13 protein-coding genes are annotated in these 10340 nt (G+C 45.9%); 1 reads left to right on the top strand and 12 read right to left on the bottom strand.

Going from position 1 to position 10340, the window contains the following annotated elements; genetic code table 11:
* The first annotated feature begins 265 nt into the window (after positions 1-265).
* Positions 266-460, top strand: a complete 195-nt coding sequence (rpsU, locus tag JGK39_RS32435) for a 30S ribosomal protein S21 (RefSeq protein WP_006632476.1) — start codon at positions 266-268, stop codon at positions 458-460.
* 2 nt (positions 461-462) lie between these two features.
* Here the strand turns inward: rpsU and JGK39_RS32430 are convergent, their stop codons facing one another.
* The 12 genes from JGK39_RS32430 to opcA all read right to left on the bottom strand — a co-directional run bounded on the left by JGK39_RS32430 (position 463) and on the right by opcA (position 10169).
* Positions 463-1932, bottom strand: a complete 1470-nt coding sequence (locus JGK39_RS32430; RefSeq protein WP_293298877.1) for an AtzE family amidohydrolase — start codon at positions 1930-1932, stop codon at positions 463-465.
* A gap of 14 nt (positions 1933-1946) precedes the next feature.
* Positions 1947-2123, bottom strand: a complete 177-nt coding sequence (locus JGK39_RS32425) for a DUF4089 domain-containing protein (protein ID WP_293298874.1) — start codon at positions 2121-2123, stop codon at positions 1947-1949.
* A gap of 68 nt (positions 2124-2191) precedes the next feature.
* Complete coding sequence (locus tag JGK39_RS32420; protein ID WP_293298871.1) at positions 2192-2659, bottom strand: KGK domain-containing protein; 468 nt, start codon at positions 2657-2659, stop codon at positions 2192-2194.
* 95 nt (positions 2660-2754) lie between these two features.
* Positions 2755-3207, bottom strand: a complete 453-nt coding sequence (locus JGK39_RS32415) for a hypothetical protein (protein ID WP_293298868.1) — start codon at positions 3205-3207, stop codon at positions 2755-2757.
* Between the two features lie 11 nt (positions 3208-3218).
* Positions 3219-3527: a hypothetical protein gene (locus JGK39_RS32410; RefSeq protein ID WP_293174562.1), complete on the bottom strand. Its 309-nt coding sequence runs from the start codon at positions 3525-3527 to the stop codon at positions 3219-3221.
* 84 nt (positions 3528-3611) lie between these two features.
* Positions 3612-4064 (bottom strand): hypothetical protein, encoded by a 453-nt coding sequence (locus JGK39_RS32405; RefSeq protein ID WP_293174565.1) that lies wholly within the window; start codon positions 4062-4064, stop codon positions 3612-3614.
* A gap of 17 nt (positions 4065-4081) precedes the next feature.
* Complete coding sequence (locus tag JGK39_RS32400) at positions 4082-4390, bottom strand: hypothetical protein (RefSeq protein ID WP_293174569.1); 309 nt, start codon at positions 4388-4390, stop codon at positions 4082-4084.
* Positions 4391-4409: 19 nt separating this feature from the next.
* Positions 4410-4850, bottom strand: coding sequence for a KGK domain-containing protein (locus JGK39_RS32395; protein ID WP_293174572.1), 441 nt, complete (start codon positions 4848-4850; stop codon positions 4410-4412).
* A gap of 204 nt (positions 4851-5054) precedes the next feature.
* On the bottom strand, positions 5055-6356 hold the full coding sequence (gene codA, locus JGK39_RS32390) for a cytosine deaminase (protein ID WP_293322636.1): 1302 nt from the start codon (positions 6354-6356) through the stop codon (positions 5055-5057).
* Between the two features lie 67 nt (positions 6357-6423).
* Positions 6424-6915: an ureidoglycolate lyase gene (locus JGK39_RS32385; protein ID WP_293298862.1), complete on the bottom strand. Its 492-nt coding sequence runs from the start codon at positions 6913-6915 to the stop codon at positions 6424-6426.
* Positions 6916-7048: 133 nt separating this feature from the next.
* Complete coding sequence (locus JGK39_RS32380) at positions 7049-8560, bottom strand: cobyrinate a,c-diamide synthase (protein WP_293298859.1); 1512 nt, start codon at positions 8558-8560, stop codon at positions 7049-7051.
* A gap of 244 nt (positions 8561-8804) precedes the next feature.
* Positions 8805-10169, bottom strand: coding sequence for a glucose-6-phosphate dehydrogenase assembly protein OpcA (gene opcA, locus JGK39_RS32375; RefSeq protein WP_293298856.1), 1365 nt, complete (start codon positions 10167-10169; stop codon positions 8805-8807).
* Between the last annotated feature and the right edge of the window lie 171 nt (positions 10170-10340).

Below are 10340 nucleotides of genomic sequence, written 5' to 3'. Positions count from 1 at the left end.
TGAGGACTTCAGTCCGCAAAAAAGAAGGACTAAAGTCCTGACTACGAACCAGGCTTGTAGTGAGGACTTCAGTCCGCAAAAAAGAAGGACTAAAGTCCTCACTACGAACCAATTTTCTGCAAAAAAGAAGGACTAAAGTCCTCACTACGAACCAATTTTCTGGTATGATTTTAAGGTTTTGGTCGATCGCCCGACATCCAACAGGTCGCGCCGCCAAAAATCTTGATATGATAAAACTCGATCGAACAAACACTAAGGAGAAAGAATGACCCAAGTTGTAATCGGCGAAAATGAAGGGATCGAGTCAGCCCTGCGACGGTTTAAGCGACAAGTTTCCAAAGCGGGAATTTTCCCCGACATGAGAAAACACCGCCACTTTGAAACCCCCCTCGAAAAGCAGAAGCGCAAAGCTATTGCTAGAAGGACTAAGAGACGCTTCCACCGCAACAACAAACCCTAGAACTAGCAATGAATTGATTCGGCAGATATAATGCCTTGCGATTCTAGTACCGCAGCGACTCGGAGAATCACCGCTTCGCTGTAGGGAGCACCAACAATTTGTACCCCCAAGGGCAAAGCGCCGGGCCGCTGTACGGGCACGGAAAGCACCGGCAAGCCTATAAATGATAGCGGTTGGGTGAACAGTCCCAGATTGGGACGCACTAAGATTTCTTGTCCGGCGACGACCATTTTCTCGACACCAATTTCAGGAGCAGCGATCGGCGTGGCGGGTGCGAGAATGATATCTGTATGTTGGAATATTTCCCTAATTCGATCGCGGTACCACTGTCTGAATCTCTGCGCTTGCACGTACCACGTCGCAGGAATCAGGGTTCCAGCCAAAAAACGATCGCGCGTTGCCGGATCGAAGTCTTGAGGGCGCGATCGCAAATTCTCCCAATGCAAGTTTCCACCCTCGCAAGCAGTAATTATAAACGCTGCCGCCCTCGCGCGATCGGATTCCGGTATCCTAACAGTTGCAAGCCCCCCGATTTTTGGGGGGTTTGTTGTTGTCTTTTCTGACTCAATACCACAATTCAAGACATTTGTCAAGGCTCGGGCAACTATTTCTACAGCAGCCATCGCTTCCGGTTCGGCCCCTTGGGCGAAATAGCCGTCAGCAACGGCAATTCGCAATCCTTCAATTCCTATATCTAACTGCGGCGAACAAAGTTCTGGCGCGCGTTGAGTGCAAACTGGATCGCGATCGTCCGGGCCTTGCAGGATATCGTACAGCAGCGCCATATCTCGGAGCGATCGCCCGAACGGCCCCACGCAATCCAAACTACTCGAAAACAAAAAAGCACCGGCCCTTGACAAACGGCCGTAAGTAGGCTTAAAGCCAAACACACCGCACAAAGCAGCCGGTACGCGGATGGAACCGTTAGTATCGGAACCGAGGGTGAAGGGAACTAAACCGGCGGCGACTGCTGCTGCGGAACCGCCGCTAGAACCGCCGGCGATGCGCGCAGTATCGCGGGGATTGCGAGTTGGCCCGTAGTGGCTGTTTTCCGTGACGAAACCGTAGGCGTACTCATCCATGTTGAGCGTGCCTACAAGCACAGCCCCGGCTTGTCTGAGTCGGGCGACCCCCGCCGCGTCTTGGCTCGCCGGAGGGTTGTCAGCGTTGATTTTTGACCCTGCTAGAGTGGTAATTCCGCTGACATCGAACAAGTTTTTGACCGCGAAGGGAACGCCTGCTAAAGGGCCTGGGTTTTCGTTGCGCGCGATCGCATTATCTATCTTTTCGGCTGCTGCGATCGCACTTTCTGCGGTGATGGCAGTAAAGCAATTGAGTGTTTGATCTCGATCGGCAATTCGTTCTAAAGCAGCATTTACAACCGCTGTCGCTGCAATTTTACCACTTTTAACAGCGGATGCTGTAGCGACTGCATCCGCTCCTGCTAAAAATTTGGCTTCATCTGCGTTCATCGGCGGTAAAAAATCTAAGGTTCAAACACTGGTGCAGCTTCGATTTCTGGGGGTAAGGGGAATTCTGTAACGAGTCGGGCGATCTGCGCTATCCTCTCGAAGTTTACCACAACGCCGGGGCGATGTTCCGGGTCTAAGGGTAAGTTTATCAGTTCGGCGGTGCGATCGACATATTCTTCTATATTTGTCATTTTTCTATTTTCCCTTATCAGTGCGGCGGGGTGCGATCGATTATTGTATTGTAATCGCGATCGGGCTGTCAGTTGTTATTGCTCAGTTTTTTATATTCCTCTGATTGTCTGATATCATCTAAAGGCGATTTTTCCTCTAGTGCTTCATCAGGACAAAATTTTATACATACCCGTGTTTTACCATAAGGCTCGAAACTTTTATTAACTTCGATTTTCATCTTTCCTTTTTGCCAACCTTTGGAACCTATTTTGAGAACTTGACAATCGATTCCTTCTTTAGGGGAGTTCCAGTTTATATCCCCTCCACTAATTATTGTACTTGTTTCTTCGCTAATCCACAGCCTTTGCATCCAACCATTTATTGAGTCCCGGCGAGATTGAGTTGCTGCGTCAAGCACAAGTATTTCATTAAACTTTGCCGCAACTAACTCTTTAAACTTTCCCACTGTAAAAGTAGCTTGATAATTCAACAACAAAACATCATTAGCGCCCTCTAGCTTTTCATATCTTTGATTGGCTTCAATATTTTCGCTCATTTTTTTTAACAATTATGCTACTTCCCCTTTAATACTATTTAAAGGGATGTGAGTCAAGCCAAAAAAACTAAATTGACCTGCACTCTTTCCCCAACTCAAACACTGACAGTTTCCCGCAACTTCTCAACTGCAACATCCAGCGGAGGCAAATCAAAATCCTCAGCATCCATCAACTCCTTAACCTTATCAAAAATCTCAACCTCCGCCTCTTCCTGATCCGTCAGCTTATCATAAAAATAAGCGTCAGTAAACCACTGCTCAAAAGCAAACCTTAACACCCCATTCGGATCAAGCATAAACTGCCAATACTTAGAAACTCGGTTATCAACTACTTCAAACAGCGGTGCCGGAGTCTGTATGGGATAATAGCTGTAATTATCATCACAAATATAGTACCAAACTCTTCCCTGCCACGATCGGATTGCATAAACAACATATTCCTTGCCAACTGTCAACGGCAATTCAACCTTTTTAGTATAACCTCGGACCGGATCAATATAATTTTCCGGTAGAAGTTCTCCAGTATTAGCAATACAGCGAACAATCATAACTTGTATACCTATAAATTCTTAGGGGCTATTTTAGGATATTGTCGTTTAAACTTTAATTCAACTTGTTGCAAAATTTCCCTGTTTTCAAACCAGTGCACTTGTACGGAAGCTCCATTAATTACAAAAGCCTGAATGCTGGTTATTTTGTACCAGTCTTCGGGATTACCTCCATAGAGGGCAACCAGTCTGGAAACATCCCCTAGTATATCGTCAGATCCGCCCTGAATGGCTCTACAATTACCAGCTTTAGCATCTTGCAGTAGCAGTTGCTCTAGTAAATTTCTCGGACTCTCATCGGGAATAGCACCTTGCTTCATAGTTTAACAGTTTCCGATGTCATTTGTTGAAAAAGTATGTGAATCACACGAAAAAGACTAAATTGAACTTCTCTCTTTCTCAACTCAAACACTGACAGCTTCCCGCAATTTTTCAACGGCGACATCTAAGGGAGGCAAATCAAAATCCTCAGCATCCATCAATTCCTTAACCTTATCAAAAATCTCAACCTCCGCCTCTTCCTGATCCGTCAGCTTATCATAAAAATAAGGATCGGTAAACCACTGTTCAAATGCTATCATCAAGAATCCATTGGGCGAAAGTTTAAACCGCCAATACTTAGAAACTCTGTCATCAACCACTTCAAACAGTGGCGCCGGATTCTGCATGGGATAATAGCTGTAATTATCATCGCAGATATAATACCAAATAGTTCCCCGCCATTCTCTAAAAGCATAAACAACATATTCACGACCTACCGTTAATGAGAACTGTAGTTGTCTTGTGTAACCTATAGTAGGTTCTATGTAATCATCAGGAAGCAATGCACCTGTATTAGCGATACAGCGAATTATCATATTTTTTTCTTTCCTAATTACAGATTCTTGGGAGCTATTTTCGGGTACTGACGTTTGAACTTGTACTCTACATTTTCCTGAGTCTGACTATTCCGAAACCAATGAACTTGTACAGACGCTCCATCAATCATAAAAGACTGAATGCTGGTCATTTTATACCAATGTTCAGGATATCCACCATAGATTGCCACAAGTCTGGGAGCATCTCCCAGCATATTATTCACTCCGCCTTGAATACCTTTGCTATTTCCAGCAACTGCATCTTGCAGAAGCAGTTGCTCTGGCAAGTTTCTCGGACTCTCATCGGGAATAGCACCTTGACTCATAGTTTAGCAGTTTCAGAGGTCAGTTGTTATTAGCGAGTTTTTTGTACTCTTCAGATTGGCGGATGTCATCTAGAATAGATTCTGGTTCGGCAGGTTCATCAGGACAAAAATCACAACTTATTTGCACTTCCACGCTAGAGAAATTAAATTTTAAATAGGCTTTTACTCTTAGCTTACCTTTTTGCCAAGCTTGGGAACCGATTTTGAGAAGCTGACAGGTCATTCCTGCAGGAGGAAAAATCCATTGACCTTTATCTACTTTTAGATCTAGTTCACCAATAGAGCAATCATAAAACAATTTAAAAAACATTCTTACCTCTCGCGAGTTGGGTATTATTTCATTAAGGTTTTTAGCAAGCTTCTGTCGCATTAGGTCTTTAAATCTTTCAACTGTAAAAGTATCTTTCTCTATAAGCAAAATATCTGTATCGCACTCTAGGTCTTGAAACTTAGCGTTCATATGTGTTTGAAGGATTAATTTTATCTAAAAGCTATCATTTTTTACGATATTAGTCAAGGTTGCTTTTCCAGCTAAAACCCTTGATATTTTATATCGATAAAGTTGTTGTTTGTACAGCGCACTACTAAAAAAAACCGCAAGTTGACAGTCAGAAAAAACAAGTTTTTGCTGGGACAGTTTCCGCTAGCAACTTACCCCGCGAAATCATTGGATACAATTACGAAATTTCTTGATTAGTGAAACCCTTGCTAGAAAAGGCTTACAACTCATATTAGCTTTGTTTGTCACCGCAAACCCAGAAGACCCATACCGAACCGCAGCGCGCCTCCTAATTGCATCATAACAATCCTCAGCATCCAACACAATCAAATTTGCAGGTTTCCCCGCATCTATCCCATAATTATCATCTCCCAGATAGAGAGTTTTAGCACCGTTGACAGTGACCATATTAAAACAAGCTGCAATCTCAGCCATTCCCGTCATCTGACAAACATGAACCGCCATGTGAGCCACATCTAACATATTTCCCGTACCCAAACTGTACCACGGATCTTGCACGCAGTCGTGCCCCAAACTCACATTCAATCCATGCTGCCACAACTCCTTAACCCGCGTCACTCCGCGACGTTTGGGATAACTATCCGCACGCCCTTGCAGAGTGATATTAATCAAAGGATTAGCGATAAAATTAATGCCGGATTTTTGCAATATTCCCATCAGCTTAAAAGCATAGGCATTGTTGTAGGAACCGAAAGCTGTCGTGTGACTGGCTGTCACCCGCGAACCCGCACCGCTTCTAATCGCACAAGCTGCTACAACTTCCAAAAATCTCGACTGTTCGTCATCGATTTCATCGCAGTGGATATCAATTAATTTATTGTATTTTTCTGCAAGTTCAAATATGCGGTGAACCGATTTTACTCCATCTTCCCGTGTCAACTCGTAATGCGGAATCCCGCCCACAGCATCCGCACCCATATCCAGAGATTTATCTAAAAGTTTGTCGTTTCCAGGACTCCCATAAATCCCGTCTTGGGGAAAAGCCACAACTTGCAAAGTCATCCAATCTTTGACTTCTTCTCGAACTTCCAAAAGTCCTTGCAAAGCAGTCAGCGTCGGTTCGCTAACATCAGCGTGACTCCTGACAAACAAAATCCCTTGAGACGCTTGCAGCCTTAAAGTTTCAATCGCCCGTTTTTTGACATCATTCAGAGTTAAACCTTGCTTGCGTTGGCCCCAAATTTGAATTCCCTCGAACAAAGTACCGCTTTGATTCCATCGCGGTTCCCCCGCAGTCAAAGCAGAATCGAGATGAATGTGCGACTCCACAAACGGAGGACAAACTAACTTACCTTTAATGTCGATTTCGCGATCGCCCAGTCCTGAGATGCGCGGCGATACCGCAGCTATTGTATCATCCTCGATCGCAATATCCACCGTTTCGCGATCGCCCGCACCCAACAAACGACAGTCGCGCAGAACTATGCTATACTTTTGCTCAGACATGGCGTGTTTACCTACTGGTTTGTAGTAAGGACTTCAGTCCTTTCTTAAATAGAGCGTGTAAGTTTTGTCAGACAATCTCAAACTCCAGATTGTGATCCTTCACCAAATCAAAACTAAAATGGTCAACCACATTAGTATCGCTCAATTCAAGATTGTAAAAATCCACAAAATCCGCATCAAAATAAGGCCCCGCGTGCCAAGTACCCAAATCTAACTTAATAAAACAATCACCCGGAATCCGAAAAGCAACAATATCATCCAAACTCGGTTTATCGCCATCTCCTGGAGGTGCAACCGCCATCAACCAATCCTTCCCATCCAGAGAACCCAAACACTGCGTGCATTGAACGTGCCGCGTAATTTTACCAAACTTGCGACCCTTCTCGTGCAACCGCATAATATAAAATCTAGGAATACCATTGCTTAAGTTTAACCGAGCATCCTCATCATCAAAAAACTTACCATCAAAACTAGCAGAAATAACTTGACCGTAACTCCGAAAACTCTCCGATGTTATCCATTGTGCCGACAATTGCTTAACTGAAACTAACGTACTCATAAATCCCAACATCTCCTCGCTCATCTCATCAAAAGCATAATACAAATACTCCTCTATCTCTCCCTCTGCGCCCTCTGCGCCCTCTGCGGTTAAAAAAATCTAATTCACTCGATCGCCCAAAACACCCTTACAATCACGCATCACTACACTGCTGCAAAAAACGAACCGCAATATCAGGGTTCGCACCCCAGTGCAAATGCAAATAAGCAGCGTGTACCCGACAAACCCCCCAACCTTCAGCAACCGCCTCAACTTCCCCCCGCTTACCGTACCTCCAACTGTGATAAACTGGATTAGTCGGTTCTATAGTTAAGTGCGATCGGTGAAACTCATGTCCCCAAACCGCATCCCCCGCAGCTAACACCAAACTATCCCTCACCGCCACAGCCTCCCGGTATCCCAAAGTCAAGCGCTTTCCCATCGCAGCAGCAGTTGGCAACACACCCACCCCTTGCCAAGAATTCCCATCAAAGTCTACAATCGAATCGCACAAGTACATCAAACCGCCGCACTCCGCATAAGTCGGCATTCCCGAAAAAATCGCACTTCTGACAGCATCCCGAATTAAAACATTACCGCTTAATTCCCCAGCAAACACTTCGGGAAAACCGCCGCCAAAATATAACCCCTGCACATTCTCAGGAAAAACCGAGTCATCCAACGGACTCCAAAATACCAACTCGGCGCCCAACTCTTCCAGCAAATCAAGATTGTCCTGATAGTAAAAATTAAAAGCCCGATCGCGCGCAACTGCAATCCTCACCGAAAACTTTTTTTCCAAACAGTTGACAACATCATCTTTTTTAGTTACAATTGAGTAAGGGAGACTGTATCTACCCAAAAGTTGCTCAGACCCCTCACCCCCCCCATGAGGAGTTGCAGCCAATAAAGGTAAAAGTTGCTCCCAGTCAAAACTAACAGCAGCCAAATCAGCCAATTTATCGATCGCACCGTGAAGATGCGGCAACTCCTCGGCCGGAATCAAACCCAAATGCCGATCGGGAATCGTCACAGCCTCATCCCTACGCAAAACTCCTAAAATCGGTAAATTGAGCGGTTCCAGAGCATCTGTCAGCAGCTCCAAATGTCGATCGCTCGCCACCCGATTGAGCACCAAACCCGCGAACTTAAGATTTGGGTTAAAAGAACGAAAACCGTGGGCGATCGCAGCCACAGAACCAGACAGCCGGCTGCAATCAATCACAAACAATACCGGCAAATTCAACAAACAAGCAACATGAGCCGTAGAAGCAAAAGAAATAGAATAATGTTCTTTTCCTTCTGCCTTCCTGACATCCATTAAATCCGTTACATCCGTTACAAAATCCGTTACAAAATCCGTTGCCGAACCCTTCTTCTGAGAAACCCCATCAAATAAACCCATTACCCCTTCAACCAAAGCACAATCGACATCTTGAATGTGGCGGGAAAAACACTTTTTTACATAAGATTCAGACGTTAAAACCGGGTCTAAATTCCGACAGGGGCGGCCAGTCACAAAAGCATGAAACATCGGGTCAATGTAGTCAGGGCCGACCTTAAAAGATTGCACGTTCAAGCCGCGGCGGATTAAATAAGCTAAAAGGGCGATCGTTACAGTAGTCTTTCCTGCCCCGCTTCGTTCGCCAGCAATTACTAAAGCCATAGTTATAGTTAGTTACAATAAATACTGAAAACAGATAGTTGATAAAGTTATGAGTGTAGCTCTCTCATCTATTAAATAATGCTTTAACGAACCGCGAAGACACGAAGAACGCGAAGAAAGAAAGAAGAATATAAAGTAGAGCAGACATTGCCTGCTCTACTTTATATTAACTCAATTCCTTCTTCCTTATTCTATCCGTTACATCCGTTACATCCGTTACTTGCATCCGTTGCCGAACTTCTCTTTACCTCTTAGCCAACTTCAGCATTTGAGCCGTCACCGCCAAACTTTCCTCGTACAGCATATCCCGACCCCAACTCTGCAAGTGCTGGCCCAGCAACTGTTCCGTCACCTGATCGAACAGAGGAGTCACCTGGTTAAATCGATCGGTTTGAGCGCCTCCTTTCATTTCCATCCGCATACAGCCCCCCGTTTCCGAACACAGCACCGTACCGCAGTCGGCCTTCTCGTTCGTAGAATTCAAGCGCAGAGCAATCAAATCGCCGGGGACATCGCCTGTATCGGCAGTAGGAATCGCAGCTAACTCGGCTTCTACAACCCGTTCGTCCGCACCTGCGAATTTAATGCGCTTAATTTGGTAATCGCCCTCTTCTTGCTTGAAAGCAACCGGACGCCACTGAAGCCGGCTCGCCAGCCAGCCCAAATACATCAGCGCTTGAGTAGAATTGCCTTGTTCGTAATCGATCGTCACTCGATCGATCTCCCGAATTGCCGCCCGACGTTCCGGCGGATCGAAGGCCTCGGCAGCCAACTCCTGCCACGCCGCCAGCCTGCGCCAATTCAAATCCGCGATCGGAATTCCCTCCTCGATCAGACTTTGCATCATCAGCAATTCCGCTTCGGACTCGGCAAAACTGCTAGAGTCGATAATCACAGAACTGCTAGTTTCCGCCAGCCGCTGGAACAAACCTCGATCGGCATCTGGATTCGCCTTCCACCACAGCAGCGTCGGCAAATCCGCGATCGTCAGCGCTGTCACGATCGCGCTCACCCGTTCCAAAGCAGCCTCCGTACCCCGCAGCGTAATATACTCGCAGCAGATCAGATTGCCGCTGCCGCGCTTGTGCACCGGACAGTAAGCAGCCACTTGAGCCTGCACGCCCGTATCTTCTCCCGCCGTCGGGCACAGAGCAATAATCCGGCAGGGATTGGCAGCTACGATCGCATCAGCCACCCCCGATCCCGCGGAACCCAAGCCACTCGAACCCAAAAGCTCTCCCTTGGCATTTTTGCGAGCCACTTCTTCGCGCAACATCGCCAGCAATTCAGCGCTAGGTTTGCCACTTCTCGCCATTCCGTAAGCTTTTTGAGCAGCCCTGATGCTAGATGCTGTCATCGGCCCGCTAATACCATCGACAGGCCCGTCATAAAATCCCAGATCCGCCAATAATTGCTGGGTTTCTTCCGGTTCGTACACGACAAAAGTAAAAGTTGCTGCCCTAGTCGCGATCGGAAAATCGCCCTTTGACCCAGGGTCTCTGTAACTTTCCCAAATTTTACTCAGTTCTGCCTCTATTTGGTCGATCGACACATCTTTAGGACTTTGCAGCGAAACCAGAGGCGGAGCTTTCATCGGTGTCATCGTCATAAATCTTGTCTCCTTTCTTATTGGTCATTAGTTATTGGTCATTGGTCATTGGTCATTGGTCATTGGTCATTGGTCATTAGTCATTGGTCATTGGTCATTGGTCATTAGTCATTGGTCATTGGTCATTGGTCATTAGTCATTGGTCATTGGTCATTGGTCATTGGTCATTGG

Origin of the sequence: Microcoleus sp. PH2017_12_PCY_D_A, from assembly GCF_020738565.1 — a bacterium.
GTDB lineage: Bacteria > Cyanobacteriota > Cyanobacteriia > Cyanobacteriales > Microcoleaceae > Microcoleus.
This window is presented reverse-complemented; position numbering and strand designations above follow the sequence as displayed.

What these genes read in the sequence shown, in the direction of transcription:
- opcA (WP_293298856.1), bottom strand. Translation starts at nt 10,169, where the DNA reads ATGACGATGACACCGATGAAAGCTCCGCCTCTGGTTTCGCTGCAAAGT.
- JGK39_RS32400 (WP_293174569.1), bottom strand. Translation starts at nt 4,390, where the DNA reads ATGAGTCAAGGTGCTATTCCCGATGAGAGTCCGAGAAACTTGCCAGAG.
- rpsU (WP_006632476.1), top strand. Translation starts at nt 266, where the DNA reads ATGACCCAAGTTGTAATCGGCGAAAATGAAGGGATCGAGTCAGCCCTG.
- JGK39_RS32430 (WP_293298877.1), bottom strand. Translation starts at nt 1,932, where the DNA reads ATGAACGCAGATGAAGCCAAATTTTTAGCAGGAGCGGATGCAGTCGCT.
- JGK39_RS32410 (WP_293174562.1), bottom strand. Translation starts at nt 3,527, where the DNA reads ATGAAGCAAGGTGCTATTCCCGATGAGAGTCCGAGAAATTTACTAGAG.
- JGK39_RS32420 (WP_293298871.1), bottom strand. Translation starts at nt 2,659, where the DNA reads ATGAGCGAAAATATTGAAGCCAATCAAAGATATGAAAAGCTAGAGGGC.
- JGK39_RS32395 (WP_293174572.1), bottom strand. Translation starts at nt 4,850, where the DNA reads ATGAACGCTAAGTTTCAAGACCTAGAGTGCGATACAGATATTTTGCTT.
- JGK39_RS32385 (WP_293298862.1), bottom strand. Translation starts at nt 6,915, where the DNA reads ATGAGTACGTTAGTTTCAGTTAAGCAATTGTCGGCACAATGGATAACA.
- codA (WP_293322636.1), bottom strand. Translation starts at nt 6,356, where the DNA reads ATGTCTGAGCAAAAGTATAGCATAGTTCTGCGCGACTGTCGTTTGTTG.
- JGK39_RS32425 (WP_293298874.1), bottom strand. Translation starts at nt 2,123, where the DNA reads ATGACAAATATAGAAGAATATGTCGATCGCACCGCCGAACTGATAAAC.
- JGK39_RS32405 (WP_293174565.1), bottom strand. Translation starts at nt 4,064, where the DNA reads ATGATAATTCGCTGTATCGCTAATACAGGTGCATTGCTTCCTGATGAT.
- JGK39_RS32415 (WP_293298868.1), bottom strand. Translation starts at nt 3,207, where the DNA reads ATGATTGTTCGCTGTATTGCTAATACTGGAGAACTTCTACCGGAAAAT.
- JGK39_RS32380 (WP_293298859.1), bottom strand. Translation starts at nt 8,560, where the DNA reads ATGGCTTTAGTAATTGCTGGCGAACGAAGCGGGGCAGGAAAGACTACT.